The organism is Brevibacterium sp. MGP-B1 (assembly GCF_057766545.1).
The window spans coordinates 4010412-4032832 of record NZ_CM173407.1; the positions used below are offsets into that span (position 1 = coordinate 4010412).

Genomic DNA, 22421 nt, shown 5'->3' on the forward strand with positions numbered 1-22421 from the left:
GGCTCAGTTCAGTGCTTCGGCTCTTCGAGCTCCTCGACATCATCGGCCGAGGTGGGCACGGCCGGAATCGAATCCGTGGTCGGCGGGCTCGGCGGAGTGACGACCGACTGGAACGAATGCTCGTGCGAGTAGGCGAGGAACGACAGATGGTTCTCATACCGGTCGAGCACGTCATCGATGATCTGCTGCGAGCTCAGACCCATGAGGTCGTAACCTTCCGAACCGGTCTGCGTGAAGACCTCGATGCGGAAGTACTTGTCATCGCCGCGTGGGGCGTTGCGGGCACCGAACGACGGCACATTCGCCTCGATGGCTGCGGCCTCGTAGTGGAAGTCGCGCTGATCGCCCATGTCGACATTGAGCGTGTTCGTCGGGATCTCGGTGTCCTCGTCGAGGGTCTGGATGTGCTCGACGGTGTAGCCGAGCTCCCGGAATTCCTTGGCCACGGCTTCCAGAGACGGTCCGACCACCTCGGCGACGAAACGTTCGACGGACTTCTTCGTCGGGTAGGACCGCAGGGTCGCCAGACGCTGACGCCAGGTCTTCTCCGGAGCGCGTCCGCCGTGGGCGGCCGTGGTGCGCCGGCGACGGATCCGGCCCTCGCGTTCGGCGCGCTCCATGCGCAGCACCTTCGAGAACGAAGCCATGACGAGGTAGGCGATGATCGTCACCGGCAGGGCGAAGATCAGCGTCGCGTACTCCATCGTCGTCACGCCGCCGGCGACGAGCATGGCGATTGTGAGCACTGCCGTGACCAAGGCCCAGAAGATGCGCAGCCACTTGGCTCCGTCCTCTTCCGGATTCGGAATCGAGGAGGAGAAGTTCGACATCACCATGGCGCCGGAGTTCGCACTCGTGAGGTAGAAGAGCAGCCCGGACAGAGTGGCCAGGCCGATGAGGAACGTCGCTCCCGGGAACATCTCGAGCAGGTCGTACCAGCCCTGTTCCGGGGAGGCGATGGCCGTCTTCGCGAACTCGTCATTGCCGTTGAAGACCTCGGACAGGGCCGAGTTGCCGAAGATCGTGACGATGATGAAGTCGCAGATCACAGGGGCGGTGATCGCAGCGATGACGAACTCACGCAGCGTGCGGCCGCGGGAGATGCGGGCGAGGAACAGCCCGACGAAGGGACCCCAGGCGAGCCAGAAGGCCCAGAAGAACAGGGTCCAGCCGCCCATCCATTCGGAGCCGCCGTCGACATAGGCGAACGTCGACAGCGTGCGTTCGGGCAGGGTGAAGATGAAGCGGCCGATGTTCTCGACCATGGCGTTGAGCAGGAAAGCAGTCTTGCCGGTGACGAGGATGTAGAGCATCATCGCCGCACACGACCAGAGGTTGAGCTCGGAGACGAGGCGGATGCCCTTATCCACGCCCGAGGTGCAGGCGGCGACGGTCATGACGACGGCCACGATGACGAGCGCGATCTGCAGGGCCAGCCCGGTTTCGAGACCGAAGAGGGTGGCGAACCCGACGTTGAGCAGAACGACGCCGATGCCCATCGAGGTGGCCACGCCGAAGACGGTGCCGACGAGGGCGAAGATGTCGATGACATCACCGGTGGTTCCGCGCACGCGCTTGCCCAGCAGCGGGTAGAGGACCGCACGGATCGACAGGGGCATGCCCCAGCGGTAGGCGAAGTAGCCCATCGCCATGCCGAGCAGCGAGTACATCGACCAGCCGGCGATGCCGTAGTGGAACATCGTCCACACGACGGCGTCCTGGGCGGCTGCCGCCGATTCGGGGGAGGCGTTGACGGGGTGGAGGTACTGGGTGATCGGTCCAGTCACCGAGTAGAAGAGCATGTCGATGCCGACGCCTGCGGCGAAGAGCATCGCGACCCATGTGAAGAGGTTGTACTGCGGACGAGAGTGGTCCGGGCCGAGCCTGACGCCGCCTTCCTTGGACAGTGCCACCCAGAGGACGAAGCCGATGACGACGGTGACGGTGACGACATAGAACCAGCCGAGGTTCTCTGCGATCCAGTCCACAGCCGTCTTCATCGTGGACTGAGCCGAGTCGGGCATCATCATCGCCCACACGGAGAACGCGAGGATGATGAGGGAGGCGACGATGAAGACTCGCCAATTGACCCGGGAGCCGCGTTCGTCGGAGAGCTCCTCCGGGCCCTTGCTCATCTCCGTGCTGTCGATCGGAGCGCGCTTCTCGGGGTCGACGTCCCTGCTGATTCTCGTTGCTCGGTCGGTACCGCCGAATCGCTCACGCTCGACGACTGGGCGCTTCAACTTCTCTTCGTTCGGATCCTGCACGCATCGACCTCCGGTAGACAAAAGTGGACTGGGCCCGAAAATGGGCCCGATCTATTCTACGGTTGGAGGATTTTCACAAAGACAGCACCCCCTCTTTTCAGGAAGTTGACTAAGCTGCAGGGGCGTCCAGTCGGGCCCGGCACGGGAGCCGGTTCGAACGGGCCCGAAGGGTGGAAGGGATCATGCCCGGGAGCGGGCGGCCACCTCGGTGACGGTGTCGACGAAACGCTGCGCCTCGGTGGGGATGGTCTCCTCCAGCCGCATCGACGATCCGACGTGCAGCTCCACGGTCACGGTCGCGCGTCCGCGGAAATCCTCTGCTCGAACGGCGCCGACCTGCCGAGCGGCCGCCTCGGAGAGTTGGGCGACGGAGCCTTGAGCATCCGTGCGCACCCGCATGATCCGCAGGTTGGTGAGGATGAGCAGATCGGTGTCGAACGGCGGCAGGCTCCGCAGCCGCGCGTACTCGATCTCGCCGGGGCGGAACAGGCCGGTTGCGTTGATCCTCTCTGATCGTGCTCGCGGGTTGTCCGGGGTAGTCGGCCCTCGCTGTGCGGTTGGTCGGGACGCGGGCTTTCGGGCCTTCGCCCAGCGGCGGAGCGCACGGAACGGGGGCCAACCGTCTGTGGGGGAGGGGTCTCCGGGGATGGCGGGCGGAACCGACCCTGTTCGGTCGGCGTTGTCGGTTGGGCGAACCGAGTCGGAGGGGAGGGGATGGGAGGTCATGAATGTGATTCTGGCAGGGCCGCCTCGGCGATGGGGTGGGTCGGTCGTAATCGTTTGGGAACATCTGTGTCCGATCGTCCACTTCGGGTGAAGTGGAGGAGCGGTGACGCGTCCATGGGATACTGGGGGCATGCGTGCAGGTGAAGTCTCCGAGGTCAGTCAGGACTACCTCAAGGCCATCTGGTCGGCTCAGGAATGGGGCGGCGACCCGATGACGGCCACCGAACTTGCGAACCGATTCGGAACGACGAAGGCCAATGTCACCGAGGTGCTCAAGCGTCTTGACGAACTCGGTCTCATCACTCGAGTCCCATATAAGCCGCCGGTGCTCACCGAGCAGGGCAGGGTGATCGCCCTGTCGATGGTGCGCAGGCATCGGCTCATCGAGACCTTTCTTGTGAAGTCGCTCGGTTACGGCTGGGACGAGGTCCACGACGAAGCCGAGATCCTCGAGCATGCCGCCTCAGATCGGCTCATCGACCGCATCGACGCGTTCCTCGGCCACCCGACGTCCGACCCGCACGGCGATCCGATCCCGGGACCGGACGGGCGCGTGGATTCCCATACTCCTACCCTGCTCTCCGGGGCGGCTCCCGGTCGTTATCAGGTGCTGCGGGTCTCCGATGCCGATCCTGTTGTTCTCGGCAAGCTCGCCGAGGCGGGAGTGCTGCCCGATGTCGCGCTCGACGTCGTCGATCGCGCCGATGAAGCCGTGACCGTGGACATCGGAGGGAAGCGGGAGGCGATCGCCTCCGCCCTCGCCGCGGCCGTGTATCTGGACGCGGCCGCGGCAGGCTGAGGTTTCGCGAGTCGGAACTCGGCGAGGGCTGCGGTGTCGGGTCCCTCGGAAGAGTTGAATAGGCCTGACTGAACATCGCGAGCAAAGCATTCTCGCGTTGATGAAGTATTGCGGCAAAGCTGGATTCCCTGATTGTTTCCGTTGATAACATCTGTCGTATGGGAAAGAGTTTCGGTCTCGGGAAAGACCCCGACCTCGCCATCATTCGCTCCGCAGATGCCTCTGGCTCTGAACTCCAGCGGATCGCGGCGACTCGGCCGGACCTGCTCGCTGACATCGCTGCCCATCCGAATGCCTATCCGGACCTGCTCGACTGGCTTGCCGCCAATCCGGATCCGACCGTCCAGGAAGCGCTCGCGCGACGAGGCTGGACCTCAGGCTGGCAGCAGAAACCAGCACATCAGCCCGCCTACCACCATGGATCTGCTGTACCTGCGGGAGCCTCACCCTCGCCGCAGGCGGGGAGTCGCAGCAAACGGAAATGGCTGCTGGGAATCGGTGCAGGACTCGTCCTCGTCCTCGCGGTGACCGGCGGATTCTTCGGAGCGCAGTTCCTTTCCGGCTCCGACTTCGACAAAGCGCCCAGTCAGAAGGCGGCCGTCGATCTCGCCGATGTCGGCCGCAATGCGCAGCTGACCCGATTGCAGGCAGGCGATGACGCAGATGCTGATCAGCAGCTCGTCCGCGTCGTCGGACCTCGACAGTCGGTGATTATGGCTCTCCACGAGGAGACTCTGCAGCCGACGTGGATGGCGCCGGTTCCGCACACCGAGGTGAAGGCACCAGAAGCCGACGACGGCACCAGCAACGGAGAGGGGGCTGAGGACGATTCTGCAGATGATGACGCGAAGAGTTCCGGCCCGAAGCTTGAGGGCACTCCCGTGGACTGCCAGTGGTCGGCAGACTCTGTGACCTGCGGGGACCGCTCAATCAGGTTGAAAGACGGAGAAGTCACTCTCAGCCCGGGCGACGGCGCGAATGGTTCGAAGTCAGACGGTTCTTCAGGCGACTCGGAAGACGGCGACGACTCCGCCGAGGTGAAGGACCCGGCGACGGAGGCCGTGCCGATCACCGTCAACGACGACGGAAGCTTCAGAACACCGTATGGTGGCACGTATTCCGACGTCAGCGTCGATGCAGAGGCGACCGTGCGGATGGTCGGTGCCGGCGACGACGGGCCCTGGGTGGTTTCGGACGGTCAGACGGTCATCGCAGTCGATGCCGACTCGGTGCTGTGGAAGTCCGAGCTGAGCGAGTCAGCGGCGACAGCGTCCGGCCTCGGCGAGCCGCGGCTGCGACCGAACTGGACGGTTGCGGACGATGTGATCGTCATCGCTGACGATGCCGGTGTGCACGGTCTCGCCGTTGACTCGGGTCAGGAACTGTGGCGAGTCGATGTCGAACTCGACAGCTTCACTGTCTCCGGTGACCATCTGCTGGTCATGTCCGACGGCGTTCTCGAGGTCTTCGACTTCACCGATTCCAGCGACGTCGACACCGTCAAGGCCGACCCGGGCTACAACGGCGGTTCCGATGGCGACGCGATTGCGCAGTTCCCGGGTGCGGACGCGTTCAAGAACGCGAAGCTGTCGACGCCTCCGGGTTGCGTGGAATTCGGTCTCGCCTACGACGACTACTATCTTGGTGACGGCCCGCTGGATCCGAAACCCGAGCACGAGGTGGAATTCTCCGACGGTGAGGCCAGCGCCGATGATGGACATTATTCTGGTATCACTATGGAAGGGTTCACGACGTCTCGTATGGGGGACAAGGCCCTGACCGCTGTCGAGTTCAGCTGCAACGGCGGCGGCACGTATATCTACCCGTCGATCGGGATCTACGATGAGGATCTCAACCTGCTCGACTCCATCGAACTCTGGGATGACGTCGACGATCGCGGCAACGCGGCCGATATCTCCGGATATGTGCCCAAGCCGTACTTCAACTCGGTCAGCCCGATGGGGCAGTATCTGGGGATCGACGTCGGCGGCATCGGCGTCTACGGTGACGAGGGATGCACCGCATGCGAGAAGTCGGCGAGTGCCGATATCCTCTACCGCTGGGATGGCAAGTCCTTCGCCCATCAGGACACCGTCTATCACGTGCCATCCGGTGACGTTCGTACGCCGGCTGTGGAACAGGTGCAGACATTCGCCGAGGCGGTCGCCGCCGGAGACGACGCAGAAGCGGGACGTTCGGCGACCACCGAAATGATGTCATCACTCGATGACATCCTCGGTGACGGTCAGACGTCGAACCCGCCGACGGTCCGATCCGAGCACTTCCCCAAAGGAGTGAAGGTCGACACCTGCGAGCTCATTCAGCCGTATGACGATGCTGACTACGGTGGCGGAGAGTATTACTTCGCGAACGGCAAGTCGATGTCGTATCTGTCTTCTCAAGAAGAGATCCGGCCAGGTGACACTGTCTGCGGCGTGACTACGCCGCAGACAGGAAGCGGCGATCAGTATTACTTCTATCTGCTTCTCAGAGGGACCCCGGATGGCAGCGTCACGGTCTACGAGGCGGGTCGGCAATTCGGTTGAGCGACGTCGATGACCCTCTGCTTAGTTGTTGCTTCGCGGCCGCGGGAACTTCGGTTCGGCGCGCAGCAGCGTCAGGGCCGTGGCAGTTCGGGCGTCGAATCCGTCGGTGAGGAAGAGCTTCGGCCAGTCGCTCCACAGTTCTGATTCATACGGGGTGCCGGGTAGGTAAGTCTTGAACGTCGCCTGCCGGTGTCCCGGGTGTGATCGGAAAGCCGACTTCGGAATGGTGCGCAGGCTTTCGAAGAGTGTCTGGTAGAGAACCGGATTGAAGCCGTCGGTGCGTGCGGAATCGGCGGTGCGCACCCAATCGGGCCCGGCGATAGGAATGCCGCGGGCGATCGCCGAACTCATCTGAGCTTTGATGGCGGCGCGTTGCGGGTCTGGGGAGTGGTGCAGGAGGACCTTCGACCAATGCAGTGCCTCCGCTGGGTCGAAGCCCGGCCACTGTTCGGCGGCCCTGCCGCTTTTGTCGGAGTTGTTGTGGAAGTCGGCGGAGTCGTCGAAGTCTGCGGACATGGCAAACCGTCCTTCTCGGGCCCAGCGGCCCGGATCGAAGCTTGCCCGAGCGGTCGGCGCGGGCCCGTTCTTCCCCTGGGGCACCCGGTCGATGACGGGTTGCCGTGTGGCCGGCCAGGTACCGATGGCCACAGCTCGCGAACGTGATTTCAGTGTAGACGGAGGGTCTGACACGACCTTTGCGTTGGTGATCTCCGTGGCCGGCCGAGGAGGAATCTAGACGAGTCCTTCTTCATCGGCGTCGGCGGCCGATGACCAGAATCGAGGATCGTGGTCCTCGACGGTTTCCCCACAGTCGACACAGGTGCGGAATTCGATGGTTCCGTCGGAATTGAGTCGACCCGGTGTCAGGCTGCTGCTCTCTTCGCAGCCAGGACACCACCCATTGATGAAGCGTCTGATGTGAGTGCCGTGTTCATTGTCCATTCCGGCTGACCTCTCGACCGAATGCGCAGTGCGTGGACCTGCTGTTTTCAGTCTACGAGCGCCGGCAGTCGGCGAAGATGAACTTCCGGAGAAGATGATGGCGCCCCGGTCCGACGGGGAAACGTCGGACCGGGGCGCTGGAGACTCACCTGCGCGGCAGGTTCCACCTCGGCTGGGGCTGCTGCGGTTTCTGATGCTGATTCATGAAACCACGCTCGGCCTGCAGATGACCCTTGTCATGGCTCTTCGCTTTGGGATCGGTGGCCGGGATGGAGGCCTGCAGCTTTTCGGTCGCCGGTTTGGCGCCGACGATGGGCATCTCCCCGGTGATCAACGGTGTCTGCGGGGCCGCCTCGGTGATGGGGTTCTGTTTGGGTGCTTTGCTGTTTCGCATGGTCTTTCCCTTCTTCGCATTCTTCTGATCTGTTTCGGTGACCAGTTCGGTGAACAGTCCGGTCCACTGGTCGGGGGTGAGATCTTTGGGCAAGGTGTCTCCTCTGATGTCGTTGCGGTCCATGGTCGATTGCAGAGTGCGATGATCGGTGATGCTCATCTTCGAGAGGATTCCTTTCATTCCTCGCCCGCGACCGGTGAAGACCGAACGGACGAACTGTTGATATTCGGATCGAGCATTGTCTGGGATCGATCCGGTGGGACAGCGATCGATGGTGAGGATGCCGCCATCGACGCTGGGCTTCGGGGTGAACGCGTCGGCGGGGACGCGGGTGACGAGGCGGAAATCGAACCACGGGGTCCATTGCGCGGTCATCATGGTCGATCCGCCGATGCCGGCGCGTTTGCGGGCCACCTCCCATTGGGTGAGCAGGATCGCCCGCTGCCAGCGCCCGGAACGCAGCAGTTTGCGGAGGATGGGAGTGGTGAGGTGGAACGGCAGATTGCCGACGATGACCGGCCGGTCGAGCCGGGTGGTCAGGATGTCGGCGTGCCGGACCTCGGCCCGCGGGTACGTGTCTTCAAGGTGATCCAACCTCGTTTCGTCGAGTTCGACGAGTGTGAGTTTTCGACCGAGCCGGTAGAGCTCGGCAGTGACTGCCCCATCCCCGGGACCGATCTCCATGATCGGTCCGGAGGTGGAACGAGCCAGGCTCGCAATCGTGTCGATGATGGTAGGTGAGCGCAGAAAATTCTGGCCGAGTTCATGCCGCCCGCCGTGCTGTGACCGCGGGGCCGAGCGCGAGGCCGAGCGCGAACGGGACTGACTGCGTGTCGAACGGTGTCGTGACGTGTGGGGTCGCAATGGGATGTGCTCCAAAAGGAAGATGGAGGCACCCGAGGCAGCGCAATGAAGGTGAGTCTGATCGATTCGTATAGACCCGGTCGATCATGATGATCGAAGTGGTCAGTGAATCGGAAAGGGATCAGCCGATTGTCGCATCGCCCGGATGCCGATGGCTCTCCGGGAGGACAACGCGCTTGCAGAGCAGATCAGGGTGACCGTCGTCGGTCAGCCGATCGCAGAAGAATTCGTCAGGCGCGCTGTCAGGCGCTGCGGTGACGAATGTAGAAGCAAGGCGCAGTCATTGCGCTGCTGTTCAATGTTCCCATGCGGAACAAGATAGCACAGGGAGCTTTGCCGAGACCAGGGTCCGGACGAAAATCGCCCTGCCGACTTCGTGTGGAAGTCGGCAGGGCGGAGGTGCGGATCCGTTCGAAGCCATGTGTCGAACGGAGTCCGGCGAACGCGTGTGAGCGTCCGTGTCAGTGTGTCAGCCCATCATGGTGCGCAGGGCGATGACACCGACCGAACCGATGACCGCGGCGGCCGGAAGCGTGATGATCCACGCCAGTGCGATCGGCTTCATGAGCTTCCAGTTCGCCGAACGGTTGACCAGGCCGACGCCGATGATGGCGCCGATGAGGATGTGCGTCGACGACACCGGCAGACCGCTCACCGAGGCGGCCATGACGATTCCTGCGGCAGCGAGCTCGGCGGCGAATCCGGAGGCCGGGTGGATCTCGGTGAGGTTCGTGCCGACCGTTGCGATGACCTTGCGGCCGATGAACCAGAGACCGACGATGAGGGCGATGCCGCAGGTGAGCATGGCTGCGAACGGCACGGTCGCCTCGCCGCTGATGCTGTCGGTGCGGAGCACATCGAGGACGGCGGCGAAGGGGCCGACGGCGTTGGCGATGTCGTTCGAACCATGACTGAAGGCGAAGGCGGAGGCCGTGAAGACCTGCATCCAAGAGAACAGGATGTAGGTCGCCCGGGGAACCGTCTGCTTGCGCAGGGTCTTGGCGAAGACGAACACTGCCAGCCACACAGCCGCGCCGATCATCGCCATGATGAGCAGACCGCCGACTGTGGTCACGCTCATGTCGAGGTTCTTCAAGCCCTTGAACAGCAGCATCGCGGTGATGATGACCGCGCCGGCGGCGGCGATGAGGGGAACCCAGCGCTGCAGGGCCGAGTGCGTGCCGATCGATCCTCCTTCGGCGGGGGCATCCTCGGCGGCGGCGTCGATCTGCGCGTCGACGGATCCCTCGGCTGCGGAGACCGGGGCGAGCATATGCGGCTTCAGAGTGTGCGACAGCGACTTGCCGAGCACGTACTTCTTGATCAGCCCGTAGATGACGAACGCGGCGAGTCCGCCGAGGGCGGGAGACAGCACCCAGGAGATCGCGATCTGACCGACCTCGGACCACTGCACCATGGCGAATCCGCCGGTGCCGGTGACGAAACCGATCGTCAGTGACGCACCGATGATGCCGCCGATGATGGCATGCGTCGTCGACACCGGCCAGCCCATCCGCGTCGCCAGGAGGAGCCACACTGCCGCGCCGAGGAGGGCCGCCATCATGATGAACGCGAAGTCCATCGGGTCGATCGCCACCCCGCTGAGGTCGACGATTCCGCTCTTGATCGTATCGGTGACGTCACCGCCGGCCAGAAGCGCGCCGCTGACCTCGAAGACCGCGGCGATGAGCAGTGCCTGCTTCATCGTCAGGGTGCCGGCGCCGACGGAGGTGCCGAAGGCGTTGGCGACATCGTTGCCGCCGATGTTGAAGGCCATGAAAGCGCCGAAGATGACCGTGGTGATGAGCACCATGCGGGGTGCGTCCCGGCCCACGAAGTCAAGCGACCACAGGGTGAAGGCGATGAGGGTGATCGCCATCAGGCCGCCGAAGGCCAGATGCCAGAGGCGGTCGTTGCTGCGGCCGACGGCAGGTGGCGGAGTGTGGCGCTCCGGTGCCAGGACCTGGGTCATTCGTTCTCCTCGCGAGTTTCAGTCGATGTGGCAGTGGCTTTCTGCCTCCATGATTCGCAGGTCGGATGACCGCCAGGTTACGGAGAAGATGAATGCACGGTTAACTCCGATTCCGAGGCGCACGAAATGCTCATGCACACTCGGTAGTTTTCGCCTTCCGTTCACGCAATGTTCCAGGTCAGATGCTATTTGGGCGGGTCGTTGCGGGAGGCGGGCGCTTGGGTGTGGCGGAGACGGAAAGTCATGTTGTGACAATGACCACTTCGGGCCGACTTTGGTGCGTGCATCGGTGAGCCGTGGGCGCGTGACAGAGCCCGGACCCGCAGATGTGCGGATCCGGGCTCTGTCGAAAGGGGAAAAGCTCGCCGAGGCGGCTGGAATCAGTCGATGATCTCCCCGCGGATGACATCGCCGCCGCCGTCATCGGGGCGATTGCGGTGTGGGTCGGATTTCATCTGCCTGTCGACCTTGCGCAGTCGACGGCCGAGGGCGATGAGGGCGATGCCGACGAGGATGATGAATCCGGCGAGGGTGAAGATCAGCGCGGTCACTCCGGCGCCCGGTGCGAAGAGGAAGAAGCCGCCGAGGATGATGCCGAGGACGCCGATGACGGTGAGCGCCCACCAGGTCCTGACTCCCATCCGACGGATGAAGAAGGACATGGTGAGCGCGAGGAAGCTGAAGAAGATGATGGCGAATCCGGTCAGCACCGTGACCATGGACGCGAACAGCATCGGGGTGAAGAAGATGAGCGCACCGAGGAGGATGAGCAGGACCGCGCGTGTGACCATGCTGCCGGTGCGGCCTCCCTGCGGTGCGAAGACGAGGGAGGAGATGGCGATGACGGCGAGCCAGCAGGCGAAGATCCGCACGACCACCTCGGCGGAGGTGCCTGGCCAGACCATCATCAGCGCACCCATCACGAGGGCGATGACGCCGTTGACGATGACTGTTCTTCCAGTGCGCTTGAGGTCCATGCCCACAGCCTAGTCCTCCGGTTTGGACAGACGCTGAAGACGGCGCCGGGGGCGGTCGGTGGGCGGATCCAGGGCGGTCGCCGGCCGGGGTGCGACGGTTCAGGCGTGCCCGAGGTGCTCCTCCTGATCGTTGGAGTCGGACCGTGCGGTCGAATCCGAGGTGGTCCGCTCCTGCTCCGGCATGTCCGAGGTGACACGCTCCTGCTCGGGCATCAGCCCGGTGAGCTTGAGCGATTCGGACATGGCTTGAACGATGGCGTCGAGGTCAGCCGGGGCACTCGACGTCGTGTCCGATCCGGACCGGTCGGCCGCCTCGGCGGGGGCGTCCGTGGTGGGTGTGACTCCTGCTTCCGTGGTCGACTTCGCGCCCGCCTCGGTGGTGGGAGGAGCAGTCGGGGTGTTGTTCTCGAGGAAGCGCAGGAGCTCGACGGGGAAGGGCAGGACCAGGGTTGAGTTCCGTTCGGCGGCCACCTCGACGATGGTCTGGAGCAGGCGCAGCTGCAGGGCGGACGGGGTGTGGGCCATGGCCTCGGAGGCCTTGGCGAGCTTGTTCGAGGCCTGCAGCTCTCCATCGGCGATGATGACGCGGGATCGGCGTTCGCGTTCGGCTTCGGCCTGGCGCGACATGGATCGTTTCATCGTCTCCGGCAGGGCAACGTCCTTGATCTCGACGCGATCGATGTGGACGCCCCAGTCGACGGCGGGGCTGTCGATCATGATCGCCAGGCCCTGGTTGAGGCGCTCGCGGTTGGTGAGCAGGTCGTCGAGTTCGCTCTGGCCGATGATCGAACGCAGCGAGGTCTGTGCGACCTGACCGACGGCGAGCTGGTAGTCCTCGACGTCGACGACGGCCTTGCGCGGGTCGACGACCTTGAAATAGATGACGGCGTCGACGCGGACGGTGACGTTGTCGCGGGTGATGCCCTCCTGCGCGGGGATCGGCATGGTCACGATCTGGAGGTTGACCTTCTCGAGTTTGTCGACGAAGGGGACGATCGCGGTCATTCCGGGCGGGCGGGGCTCGGCATTGACTCTGCCGAGGCGGTAGACCACCCCGCGCTCATACTGCTTGACGATCTTCAGGCTGTTTCCCAGCGTGATTGCTCCGAGTGCGACAAGTGCGGCGAGGATACTGAGCGCCAACATGTCGAATCGCCTCCTTTGACGATTGACTGTATGGTCTATTCTACGCCTGTGCGGCGCGGAAAGACCCGGCTCGGAGGGAACGCGGAGGGGAGGTGCTCAGGCCTCGCGGGCGAGCAGCCGTTTGCCGGCCGGGTAGGCGTCCAGGGCCCGTGGGAGGCTGACGCGTCGGCCGGACGCGAAGGTTGCGAGCACGCGACCGGTGCCGGGCTGATCCTCGCCGACTCCGGCGGGTTCGAGGCCGATGCGGCGCAGCGTCTGTTTGGCGACCGGCATGGGGGAGTCGAAGACGGTGAGGGCTCCGGCTCGGGCGGCCATGATTCGGTCGGCGACGAGTCCGTAGTGGGTGCAGCCGAGCACCACGGTCTCCATTCCTGGTCCCATCTGGGTGAAGGCATCCTCGATGGTGGTGTCGATCTTGTCCAGATCGGCGGCGTTGATGGCCTCGGCCAGTCCGGGACAGGCGATCTTGGCCACCTGCAGGTCCGCGGCGAAGGAGTCGATGAGGTTCTGCTGATACTCGCTGCCCGTGGTCGCGGGCGTCGCCCAGATCGCGAAATCCTGCCCGGTGCCGGCGGCCATCTTCACGGCGGGCACGGTGCCGATGACGGGGATGGCCGGTTCGTAGCGGGCGCGGACGGCCTCGAGTGCCTGTACCGAGGCGGTGTTGCAGGCGATGACGATGGCGTCGGGCTCCCATTCGGCGAGCACACCGGCCGAATGCAGGGCCCGCTGTTCGAGGGTCTCGGTGCTCAGGCTGCCGTACGGGGTGAAGTCCGGGTCCATGGCGAGGACGAGGTCAGCGTCGGGGGCGAGGTTGAACAGCGCGTCGGCGGTGCCGAGGAGTCCGAGTCCGGAATCGAGCAGGCCGATGCGCGTCATGAAGTTCCCTTCGGTTCGGATGTCGTCGGATCGCTGGTCTTGGCTTCGCTGGTCTTCGGATTGTCGGCGTTCGGGCCGTCGGGCTTGGCTTCGTCGGTCTTTTGACTGCTGGCCTTCGGGTAGGCGAACTCCCGGATCTCCTTGAGATGGGCCTTCGTCAGGCCGTGGGCGAAGTCCGGGGCGATGAGTTTGAGGCGGTTGGGCGAGTAGTGCTTGAGGAAGTATTCGCGGGTGGCCGGCCAGGCCAGATCGTCGTCGATCCAGATCGCACGCCCGTGTTCGTGGGTGGCCAGCCAGTCCTCCATGGCACGGGCCTTCCACCACTGCTGCGGATCGTGAGCGAAGCGGTTGTGCGTCTCATCGGGCATTTCGATGACGTCGAAGGAGTTGCGCAGACCGAATTTCGGTTCGAGCTCGGACTTGCATCGCTGCGACCAGGTCGACAGCCAGACGACGTCGACCTCATGGGTCTCGACGATGCGGTCGAAGAATTCGACGACGGACGGCCGGTAGTGGAGTTCGTAGTGCCACGCGTGCAGCTTCTTTCGCCCCTCGGCCATGCCACGCAGCTTGGGCACCGGGTAGGAGTTGAGGACGCCATCGACATCGAGGAAGACAGTGACATGGCGAGCCTGCCTGCGCGCCGATACCGGCGCCGAGGATGCTGCAGCCATCATTCCTTCCCGTGAGCTCAGTCGTGCGGCCCTCTGTTGGGGCCATTCGCGCGCTATTCTGGGGGCAGATCGCGCCGCCCGCACCAGATGAACACAGATGAGTTTACCGCCGAGAGCGTCAGGAGGCCGAGTCCGTGTATCGCGAAACCCGGATCCCACGCCTGCGGGCGAGCCTGTGGGTCTCCGTTCCCGACAAGGCCGATTCCCTCACCGAGGCGGCCGATCCCGACCGTCGGATTCCCGCCTTCGAACTGTCTGCTGCGCCTGCGCCCGCTCCATCTCCATCGCTCATCGTTCCCGACGGGTGCATGGATCTCATCGTCATCGATTCGCAGATCCTTATCGCCGGCGCCGATTCCACGGCACGGAACTTCCACGGTTCGGCCGCACCGACGGTGGGCCTGCGCTTCGACTCCGGCGTGCTTCCGCAGCTGCTGACCACCTCGGCGGGGGAACTGGCCGATCGGGTGACGCCCCTCGACGCTGTCGTCGGAGGCAGCCATACCAGTGGCCGGAAAGTCGGTGAGGGCGGGGCCACTTCGGTGACGGGAGCTGCCCGGGTGCTGCTCGATACGGCCGGCGGCCTGACGGGCCGAGCTCCGATGGACCCGCGTCCGATGGTCTTGGCTCGGGCCCTGGATGTGCGCTCGAATTCGCCGGCCCAGACCGTCACCGAGGCGGCCGCGGAGTTCGCGTATTCACCGCGGCAGCTGCGCCGGCTGAGTGCGGAATGGTTCGGCTACGGACCCAAGCACCTGGCGAAGATCCTGCGCTGGCAGGCCGCACGAGACCTCATCGATGCGGGGCGGTCGCGGACCGCGGCCGCGGCCGAGGTCGGGTATGCCGACGCAGCTCACCTGCGGCGGGACGAGCGCTCGCTCATCGGGTGAGGGCGCTCTTGACGTTCGTTCCTTAAGTTCGTCCCCACCCAGAACTACCCGACGGCGGCCCAGCAACCTCGCGCCAGGTTGCTGGGCCGCCGTCGGGTAGCAATTAGGAGTTGAGGGCGGCGAAGAGGTCGATCGTGTTGCCGTCGGGGTCGGAGACCACGGCGTAGCGCTGTCCCCAGAACGCGTCCCAGGGTTCGTGGACGATTCCGGCCACGGGATCGCTTCCCCCGTCGCCGCGCCCGGTGAGCTTGGCGAATGTCGCATCGACCGCCTCGGCGGTGGAGCAGTCGAAGGCCAAGGACATCTTGTTTCCGCCGGTCGGGCGGGTCCATTCGGGATCGATGCCGAGGACGACCGCCTCGGTGTCGAGGAGGATCCGCAGGGATCCGGAGGAGAACTCGGTGTGTGGGGCGTCCGGGCCGCCGTCGGCGAGCTCGAGGCCGAGCGCGGAGTAGAAGGTGATGGCGGCGGACATGTCCGAGGTGATGATCGAGATCGCATCGAGTTTCATGACTTCAGACTATGCGGACGGGTGCGGTGCCGGCTTGAACGAATCGGCCATAATCGCGCGTCCCTCGGGAGGTACTCGCTGCTGTTGGGCGGGAGATACGCTCACACTGGGTGGGTAAATGGTGACGCCCGCCTCGGTTTTGCGTGACTGTCTCTCCCACCTAAGTCAGCGGTTCGGTCCTCAACCCTGCAGGTAGGGTTCGAAGACTGCGCGCAGCTCGGGCGTCAGCGGAGTGGGCTTCTGCGAATCCCGATCGATGTGGACGAGCACGCAATCGTGGTCGAAGACCTGACGTCCGTCCTGGTCACCTCGGGTGTTGACCGTGAACGAGGAGTTGCCGAGCTTCTTCACCGTCACCGTCATCTTCAGCTCCGGGCCGTACATGACGGGCACGAGGTAGTCGATGGTCTGGCGTGCGACGAGCAGCCCGCCGCCGGTGATGTGTCCGGCCCGGATCTCGTGCATCCAGCGCACGCGGCATTCTTCGATGAGGGTGATCATCCGTGCGTTGTTGACGTGGCCGAGCAGGTCCTGATCCGACCAGCGCACTTCGGGTGAGAGTTCGAAAGTGGCCATGACTGCCTCCAGGAGCTGATTGGGAACGAGGTCTGAACGATCGTTCCATAGTTAATCAGGTGGTCAGCGCCAACGGAAATTCTCAGTGCATTGGTACTGTCCGGAGTGGCCTTGGCGGAGCCCGGCCCCAATTGCGATCAGCCGCGACGGCGGACGATCTCCTCGTTGACGGCTCCGACCACCTCGTGGAGGTCGCCGATGATCGCATAGTCCGCCCGTTGGACCATCGTCGATTCTTCATCGGTGTTGATGGCCACGAGCGTCTTCGCCCCCTCGATTCCGGCCATGTGCTGGATTGCTCCCGAGATGCCGCAGGCGATGTAGATGTCGGGGGAGATGCGGCTGCCGGTCTGGCCGACCTGTTCGGCGTGCGGGCGCCAGCCGAGGCCCGTGACCACACGAGAGACGCCCAGGGCCCCGCCGAGGTGGTCGACGAGTTCGAGGACTTCGGCGAATCCGTTCTCCGAACCGACTCCGCGACCGGCCCCGACCACGGCCCTGGCCGAGGTCAGTCCGGACGCATCATCGGCGGCCTCGACCTCGGTGCGCTGGACACGGGTGGCAAGGTCCGCCTCGGCGACGGTGAGGTCATAAGCGATGATCTCCGGGGTTACCGGGGTCGTCTCTTCGGGAGTGCAGGCGTGGCCGGCGATCGTGAGCACCTGCAGATCCCCGTCGAGGCGGAGGCGTTCGAAGGCGGTGCCGCCGTGGACCTGACGCAGCAGACCATCCTTGTCGGCGGCGATGACATTGGCAGCCATGCGGGCGCCGGTGCGGACCGCGGCGTGGGCCATGAGCTCCATGCCACGCGGGGTGCCCGAGGCCAGCAGCGTGCCGGACTCCGGAGCGACGTCGACGATCGCCTGCGCCCACGCCGGTGCAGAATACTCCGCGAGATCCGGATGGTCGAGATGATGGATGACGCCGACCCCGAGCCGCCCCAGCGACTCAACCGCAGCATCACTGAGCGGGCCGATCGCCACCCCCTCCGTGCTACCTGACGGCGGCCCAGATACCTCGTGTGGAAACTCGCGACCTTGTTGACAACCTCACTCAATACGTTGCTGACAACCTCGCTCACTAGGTTGTGAACGACCTGACTCCATAGGTTGCTCACACCAAACGAACGAGGTTGTCAGCGGCATTTCGTGACAGTTCAATCAGGCGGGGCCTCGCCGGGGAAGTGCATGAGCATGTAGTCCCGTTGCTTCTTCAACCACACATCCGTGGCTCCACGGATCCTGGCGCCGACGACTCTCCACAGCGGATATCGTCTCTGTGTTTCCGCGGTGCGGATCGGAAGCGGGAAGTACACCACTTCCTCACCAGTGGTGGGATCGAAGAGTGCGTAGAAGTCGTCAGTGACGACTGATTGATAGGTGCCGGCCAATGATCTCGGTACTCCGAGTCCAACTGCTTGAAAATAGATCTGCGCATTGCCAGAAGCGATGACGACACGGTCTGGCACCGAGTCAGCCGCGGTCTGGAGAGGTTCACCGACTGACTTCTCGTCGACGCGTGGCTCGTTCATCGCGGCTTGGGCGCGTCGTCGTTGAGCGTATTCACGTGCGATCGCTTCGACTTCAGTATGCGGGATCGGCGTACCGTCCGAAGGGGTGTGGATTGCTGCCTGCCAGGCCTGATGAGGATTCATATCGCCTGGCAGTGACTGATGCCGGCGATGATAGTTGTAGCGGTCGCGGAACATCGCGACCACTTTCCGCGCTTCAGCGAGGCTGCGGGGTCTGTGGGCCCTGAGGACATTCAGCAGTGTTTGGTGGCCACGTTCGTTCTTCCCCTGGGTTTGTGGGTGTCCGGGCCTGCCAGAGATTCCTCGGCACCCATAGTCAGCGAGGAAGAGCTGAGTGGCCACGACCCAACCCTGACGGTTGCCATTGAAGGCGTTACCGTTATCGGTCAGCATCTCTTGAGGCACCCCATAGTTGGCGATGGCGTCAGAGATCGTCTTGATCGCATGATTGCCGTTTTCCACGCCGTGGAAGGCTTGTGTGCCGACGTCGAAGCGGGTGGAATCGTCGAGGAGCTGATACACCGTGATCTTGGTGTCACTGCCGGTGAGTGGGAATTCGAAAGCGTCGAGTTGCCACAGTTCCATGGCGTTGGCGCGGACGAATCGGATCAATGATGATCGGGGACGTTTCTTCGGGTTCGCCTTCACTCGCCCGGAGTTGGAAAGAATCCGTCCGATCGTGGCCACCGATGGGATGGGTTCGCTGAATTGTCCGGTATCGACGCCGTGATACCAGATCGATTTCGGTCCGGCATCCCACCCGGTGGACTCGAGTTCGGTGCGGATCTTCAACACGAGATCGGTGGTGGCCCGGTCGTAGATTCGCACGGTGTTCTTCGGTGCCGATGAACGAGCGTGGAGTGCCTGTAGTCCCTCGGTTTTGTAGCGTTTGCGGATTGCGTAGAACGACGCTCGAGTAATGCCGTGTTGGCGACAGAACTCGGTGATCGATGGTGAGTCTGGTGCGTTGGGGTCGAAGTCGATGATCGCGCGGCGTTTGGCTAGTGAAAGGGCTTCAGGCATGGCCCGAAGTGTGTCAACAACGTATTGAGACATACTGTCAGCAACGTCATGAGTCAGGTTGTCAGCAACGTCATGAGACAACACAGCCCAGATACCTCGCGCGAGGTTGCTGCGCCCCCGTCAGGTAGTAATTGGGGGTTTTTGCGGGCGAAGGTGATGGCTTCGGCGGAGGTGAGTGTGACCTCACCTGCCGGGTCCGTTTCGACGAAGACCATAGTCATGGCCGGATCACTCCGATCTCCTCGAGCACATCGACCAGGGCGGGAGCCGCTTCGGGGCCCTCGCCGAGGATGGTCACCGAACTCGCCTTCACTTCGGGCAGTTCGAGCCGGAGTCGGGGGCTGCCCGTCCCCGGTTCGGGGGCGTCGTATTCGACGACCTGCGCCTTCTTCGCCTTCATCCGCCCGGTGATCGAGGGGTAGCGCGGATCGACCCCGCCCTCATGGACTGCGACGACCGCGGGCAGATCGAGGGAGAAGGTCTCCGTTCCCGCCGGCCCGATCCCGCGCGCCTCGATCCGCCCGGCGCCGCGCCCGCCGTCTCCGCTGTTCTCGGCACTGGCGCCGCCACCCCCATCCGCCCCGCCGACACTGATCGTCTGGATATTCGTGAGCACCGGGTACTCGAGGTCGTAAGCCAGGCGGATCCCGACCTGGAAATCGCCGGTGTCGGCGGCATCGTCACCGGTGAGGACGAGGTCGAAGGTCTGCCCCGCCTCGGCGCGATCACGGATGACATCACCGATGACCTGCGCAATATCCTCGGGTGCGAACACGGACGGGTCGGCCGCCTCGACGAGGATGCCGTCGTTCGCGCCCACCGCCACGGCCGCACGCAGCTGCTCGACCGCCTCGGCGGGACCGAGAGTGAGCACGGTGACGGTCCCACCGGCCTGGGCCGCGGTCTGAATCGCGAGCTCGACAGCGCACTCCTCGTGCGAGGACATGGTGTGGCCGAGCCCGGATTCGTCGATCCCGGTGCCGGTGGCATCAAGGGTGACGGAACCGGCGATATCGGGGACACGTTTGATGCAGACGAGGATGTTCACGGCTACCTCCGGATGCACTCGTTGTCAGGGTCGAACAGCGGCGTCGAATCGACCGATGCCACCGTCACCGGATAGAACTCCTCCATGTACACGACCTGCAGACGGTTGCCCAGCACCGCCTCGGCGGGTGGGAGGAACGCCATGAGCACGTGTTTGCCCAGGCTGGGGGCCGATCCCGCCGAGGTGACATAGGCGTGGCGACCGTGCCCGTCGACCAGCGGATCGCCGTCCGCGGAGACGATGGGTTCCCCACCGAGCATGTACCGCTTCTCCCCGTCGGCACTCGTGTGATCGTCGACGGTGAGCGAGCACAGCACCGTATTCGGCTCCTCCTCGCGGTGGCGCAGATGCGCGACCCTGCCGACGAAGTCCTGGGACTTCACCTTCGGTCGGGCCATCCCGACCTCGACGACGCTGCGTTCGGAATCGAGCTCAGTCCCGAATGCGCGGTAGCCCTTCTCGATCCGGCCCGTGGTGCCGTAGACGCCGAGTCCGACGGGGAGCAGTCCGTGCGCGTGGCCGGCGTCAATGAGCGCATCCCAGAGCTTCAGCCCCGATTCCATCGGCACGTAGAGCTCCCAACCGAGCTCACCGACATAGGAGATGCGGGAGGCGAGCACCTCGAGCGAACCGATCTCAATCGTCCGGGCGGTGCCGAACTTGAATGCCTCATGGGAGACATCGGCGCTGGTGAGCTCGCCGAGGATGTCGCGGGCTCGCGGTCCCCACAACCCGATCGTCGTCCACGAACTCGTGAGATCGGCGATCTGCGCCCCCGTATCTGGCAGTCGGTCGGCGAACCATTTCAGATCGACCATTCCGTGGGCTGCACCCGTGACGACGCGGAACCGGTCGTGCGCCAGTCGCATGATCGTCAGGTCGGAACGGAACCCGCCGTTCTCATCGAGGATCGGGGTGTAGACGACCCGACCGATGGCGACATCCATCTGAGCCAGGGCGATGTGCTGGACGGCGTCGAGGGCTGCGGGACCGAACACATCGAAGATGACGAAGCTCGAGAGGTCGACGAGCCCGGCACGCTGCCGCATGGCGAGGTGTTCGGCGTTGATGATCGGGGACCACCAGCGGGAGTCCCATTCGGCGCTGCGGTCCATGACTGCGTCACCGAACTCTTCGAGCAGGCCGGCATTCGACTCGTACCACTGCGGCCGCTCCCACCCGCCGGCTTCGAAGAACACGGCCCCGAGATCGGCCTCGCGCTGCCACATCGGGGAGCGGCGGACGTCACGGTCGGAACTCCACTGCTCGCCGGGGTGGACGATTCCATAGGTCTTGTTGAATGCCTCAGACGTTCGGGCTCTGACGTGGGCACGGGTGCGCTGATGGGAATGGAAGCGAGCGATGTCGGCACCCTGCACGTCGATCTCAGGCAGTCCGTTCGTCATCCATTCGGCCACCGCCCGACCGACGCCAGGACCTTCTTTCACCCATACGGCCGCCGCCGACCACAAGCCCTTCACCTGGGGTGATTCGCCGAGGATGGGCGCCCCGTCCGGAGTCAGCGAGAGCAGTCCGTTGATCGCGTAGCGGATCTCGACGTCGGGATTCGATAGCACCTCGGGCATGAGTTCGACGGCCTGTTCGAGCTGCGGGTCGAAGTCATCCTCGGTGAACGGCATCTCCGTGGGGGAGAGCTTCGCCGCCTCGATCGAGGGGATCTCATCGGGGTCGTGGAGGATCGGCCGGTGGGCGTAGGAGCCGATCTCCATGTCCGAGCCGTGCTGACGTTCGTAGCAGAAGGTGTCCATGTCCCGCACGATCGGAAACGAGATCTCGCCGGGACGTTCGGCCAGCTGCGGGACGGGCCCGACGCTGATCATCTGGTGGACCGCCGGAGTCAGCGGGATGGCCGCACCGGCCATGGCGGCGATCCGCGGGGACCAGACACCGCAGGCGATGAGGATGCGGTTCGTCGCGATCTCGCCCTTCGTCGTGTGCACGGCGGCGATCTGGCCGTTCTCGACATCGATGCCGGTCACCTCGGTGTTGGGCGAGACCGTGAGCGCACCTTTCGCTTCCGCGGATTCGCGCATCATCGTGCCCGCTCGGACCGAATCGACGACTCCGACGGTCGGTGTCCAGAACGCGCCGAGGATGACCTCGGGGTCGAGGAACGGCACCTTCTCGGCGACCTCGGCGGGGGTGACGAGGGAGGATTTGATGCCCCACGCGCGTGCCGAGGCCATGCGCCGCCGCAGCTCCTCCATGCGCTCTTCGGTGCGGGCGACCTCGAAGCCGCCGGACTCGGTGAAGACCCCGAGTTCCTTGTACTGGCGCATGCTGTCGAGGGTGAGGTCGGTGATCTCACGCGAGTGATCGACGGGGAAGATGAAGTTCGAGGCGTGCCCGGTCGAGCCGCCCGGGTTCGGCAGCGGGCCCTTGTCGACCTGGACGATATCGGTCCAGCCGAGCTCGGCAAGATGATGAACGAGACTGTTGCCGACGATGCCGGCGCCGACAACGACGACGCTGGCCTGGGCGGGGACGGAAGCCATAAGCAGGCTCCTCTCTGAAGGCATCTTCGCCTTCACCGGCATAGTTGCGAATTATGCAACGATGCGCGCTATGTGGAACTGCGTACGATGATCGTCCTCCGCCGAGGCGGGAGTGTCAAGAGGCCGTCTGCGCGGTCATT

Annotated in this window: 18 protein-coding genes, 1 pseudogene and 1 riboswitch; of the genes and pseudogenes, 3 read left to right on the forward strand and 16 right to left on the reverse strand. The window is 64.3% G+C overall.

The window, feature by feature from the left end; translation table 11 throughout:
* Window positions 1-8: 8 nt before the first annotated feature.
* Window positions 9-2267, reverse strand: a complete 2259-nt coding sequence (gene betT, locus AC3CD9_RS18220) for a choline BCCT transporter BetT (protein ID WP_488365405.1) — start codon at window positions 2265-2267, stop codon at window positions 9-11.
* A 180-nt stretch (window positions 2268-2447) separates the two neighbouring features.
* On the reverse strand, window positions 2448-2993 hold the full coding sequence (locus AC3CD9_RS18225; protein ID WP_488365406.1) for a hypothetical protein: 546 nt from the start codon (window positions 2991-2993) through the stop codon (window positions 2448-2450).
* Window positions 2994-3123: 130 nt separating this feature from the next.
* Here AC3CD9_RS18225 and AC3CD9_RS18230 point away from each other — a divergent pair, with 130 nt between their 5' ends.
* Window positions 3124-3792 carry a metal-dependent transcriptional regulator gene (locus AC3CD9_RS18230; RefSeq protein ID WP_488365407.1) on the forward strand — a complete coding sequence of 223 codons (669 nt, stop codon included), beginning with the start codon at window positions 3124-3126 and terminating at the stop codon, window positions 3790-3792.
* 158 nt (window positions 3793-3950) lie between these two features.
* Window positions 3951-6338, forward strand: a complete 2388-nt coding sequence (locus AC3CD9_RS18235) for a variant leucine-rich repeat-containing protein (RefSeq protein WP_488365408.1) — start codon at window positions 3951-3953, stop codon at window positions 6336-6338.
* Between the two features lie 21 nt (window positions 6339-6359).
* Here AC3CD9_RS18235 and AC3CD9_RS18240 read toward each other — a convergent pair whose 3' ends face one another.
* The 8 genes and pseudogenes from AC3CD9_RS18240 to AC3CD9_RS18275 all read right to left on the reverse strand — a co-directional run bounded on the left by AC3CD9_RS18240 (window position 6360) and on the right by AC3CD9_RS18275 (window position 14186).
* A complete protein-coding gene (locus AC3CD9_RS18240) occupies window positions 6360-6854 on the reverse strand; it encodes a hypothetical protein (protein ID WP_488365410.1) in 495 nt (164 codons plus the stop codon).
* 32 nt (window positions 6855-6886) lie between these two features.
* A riboswitch (SAM riboswitch) is annotated at window positions 6887-6997 on the reverse strand.
* A 73-nt stretch (window positions 6998-7070) separates the two neighbouring features.
* Window positions 7071-7280 (reverse strand): hypothetical protein, encoded by a 210-nt coding sequence (locus AC3CD9_RS18245; RefSeq protein WP_172172495.1) that lies wholly within the window; start codon window positions 7278-7280, stop codon window positions 7071-7073.
* A 445-nt stretch (window positions 7281-7725) separates the two neighbouring features.
* Window positions 7726-8421: pseudogene (gene erm, locus AC3CD9_RS18250) on the reverse strand (23S ribosomal RNA methyltransferase Erm); the annotation flags it as partial.
* A gap of 586 nt (window positions 8422-9007) precedes the next feature.
* Window positions 9008-10510, reverse strand: a complete 1503-nt coding sequence (locus AC3CD9_RS18255) for an inorganic phosphate transporter (RefSeq protein ID WP_488365411.1) — start codon at window positions 10508-10510, stop codon at window positions 9008-9010.
* A gap of 380 nt (window positions 10511-10890) precedes the next feature.
* Entirely contained in the window at window positions 10891-11487 is a 597-nt protein-coding gene (locus tag AC3CD9_RS18260; protein WP_488365412.1) for an HdeD family acid-resistance protein, read from the reverse strand.
* 99 nt (window positions 11488-11586) lie between these two features.
* Window positions 11587-12633, reverse strand: coding sequence for a slipin family protein (locus AC3CD9_RS18265; RefSeq protein WP_488365413.1), 1047 nt, complete (start codon window positions 12631-12633; stop codon window positions 11587-11589).
* 96 nt (window positions 12634-12729) lie between these two features.
* Window positions 12730-13512, reverse strand: a complete 783-nt coding sequence (locus AC3CD9_RS18270) for a glutamate racemase (protein ID WP_488365415.1) — start codon at window positions 13510-13512, stop codon at window positions 12730-12732.
* On the reverse strand, window positions 13509-14186 hold the full coding sequence (locus tag AC3CD9_RS18275; RefSeq protein WP_488365416.1) for an HAD domain-containing protein: 678 nt from the start codon (window positions 14184-14186) through the stop codon (window positions 13509-13511). Before AC3CD9_RS18275 ends, AC3CD9_RS18270 begins: the two co-directional genes overlap by 4 nt.
* 134 nt (window positions 14187-14320) lie before the next feature.
* Here AC3CD9_RS18275 and AC3CD9_RS18280 point away from each other — a divergent pair, with 134 nt between their 5' ends.
* The gene (locus tag AC3CD9_RS18280; RefSeq protein ID WP_488365417.1) at window positions 14321-15076 is read left to right on the forward strand and encodes a helix-turn-helix domain-containing protein; all 756 of its coding nucleotides are present in this window, start codon (window positions 14321-14323) and stop codon (window positions 15074-15076) included.
* Window positions 15077-15179: 103 nt separating this feature from the next.
* Here the strand turns inward: AC3CD9_RS18280 and AC3CD9_RS18285 are convergent, their stop codons facing one another.
* The 6 genes from AC3CD9_RS18285 to AC3CD9_RS18310 all read right to left on the reverse strand — a co-directional run bounded on the left by AC3CD9_RS18285 (window position 15180) and on the right by AC3CD9_RS18310 (window position 22281).
* Complete coding sequence (locus AC3CD9_RS18285) at window positions 15180-15587, reverse strand: VOC family protein (RefSeq protein ID WP_488365418.1); 408 nt, start codon at window positions 15585-15587, stop codon at window positions 15180-15182.
* A 180-nt stretch (window positions 15588-15767) separates the two neighbouring features.
* Window positions 15768-16163 (reverse strand): acyl-CoA thioesterase, encoded by a 396-nt coding sequence (locus tag AC3CD9_RS18290; protein WP_167193581.1) that lies wholly within the window; start codon window positions 16161-16163, stop codon window positions 15768-15770.
* Between the two features lie 137 nt (window positions 16164-16300).
* Window positions 16301-17146 (reverse strand): electron transfer flavoprotein subunit alpha/FixB family protein, encoded by an 846-nt coding sequence (locus tag AC3CD9_RS18295; RefSeq protein ID WP_488365420.1) that lies wholly within the window; start codon window positions 17144-17146, stop codon window positions 16301-16303.
* Between the two features lie 173 nt (window positions 17147-17319).
* Window positions 17320-18717: an integrase core domain-containing protein gene (locus AC3CD9_RS18300; RefSeq protein WP_488365421.1), complete on the reverse strand. Its 1398-nt coding sequence runs from the start codon at window positions 18715-18717 to the stop codon at window positions 17320-17322.
* A 217-nt stretch (window positions 18718-18934) separates the two neighbouring features.
* Window positions 18935-19765, reverse strand: a complete 831-nt coding sequence (locus tag AC3CD9_RS18305) for an electron transfer flavoprotein subunit beta/FixA family protein (RefSeq protein WP_488365423.1) — start codon at window positions 19763-19765, stop codon at window positions 18935-18937.
* A gap of 2 nt (window positions 19766-19767) precedes the next feature.
* A complete protein-coding gene (locus AC3CD9_RS18310; RefSeq protein WP_488365424.1) occupies window positions 19768-22281 on the reverse strand; it encodes a GcvT family protein in 2514 nt (837 codons plus the stop codon).
* Window positions 22282-22421 lie beyond the last annotated feature (140 nt).